The sequence below is a fragment of the Arthrobacter sp. 05L417 genome (assembly GCF_056397865.1).
Genome location: NZ_JBFTOG010000115.1, coordinates 1 through 595, shown reverse-complemented (window position 1 = coordinate 595; position 595 = coordinate 1). Strand labels below are relative to the sequence as shown.

General features: G+C 65.0%; 1 protein-coding gene. It reads right to left on the bottom strand.

Features of this window, described 5'->3' with window-relative positions; all coding sequences use genetic code 11:
- The coding region (locus AC1DJW_RS26555) for an ATP-binding cassette domain-containing protein (RefSeq protein ID WP_476902967.1) at window positions 1-595 on the bottom strand (595 nt) is incomplete at both ends.

Below are 595 nucleotides of genomic sequence, written 5' to 3'. Positions count from 1 at the left end.
CGGCGACTTCGGCTTGGACTTCCTTGAGGGCCTCCGTGTGCCCGCCGAGTTGTTCGAGTTCGTGGGCGAGTTCTGCCAGTTCCGCGCCGCCGGCCATCTGGGCGGTGAGTTCGTCCAGGGTGATGTCCTTCTTGTCGTAGTAGCCGATCGACTTGCCGCGCTTGAGCAGCAGGAACCGGTCACCCACMGGGAAGGCGTGGTGCGGGTTGTGCGTGATGAAAATGACGCCCAGYCCSCGGTCGCGGGCCTGCAGGATGTAGCGGAGCACGACGCCGGACTGCTTCACGCCCAGCGCGGCSGTSGGTTCGTCCAGGATCAGCACCTTCGCCCCGAAATASACGGCCCTCGCGATCGCGACRCACTGGCGCTCCCCTCCGGAGAGCTGGCCGATGGGYTGTTCSACATCGCGCAGRTCGATGCCCATCTGGGCCAGTTCCTTCAGCGTGATGTCCTTCATCTTCTGGACGTCCATGGACTTGAACGGCCCGAACCCGGTGGTCAGTTCCGAGCCGAGGAAGAAGTTCCGCCAGATCGGCATCAACGGGACCACGGCCAGGTCCTGGTACACGGTGGCGATGCCCGCGTCCAGGGCGTC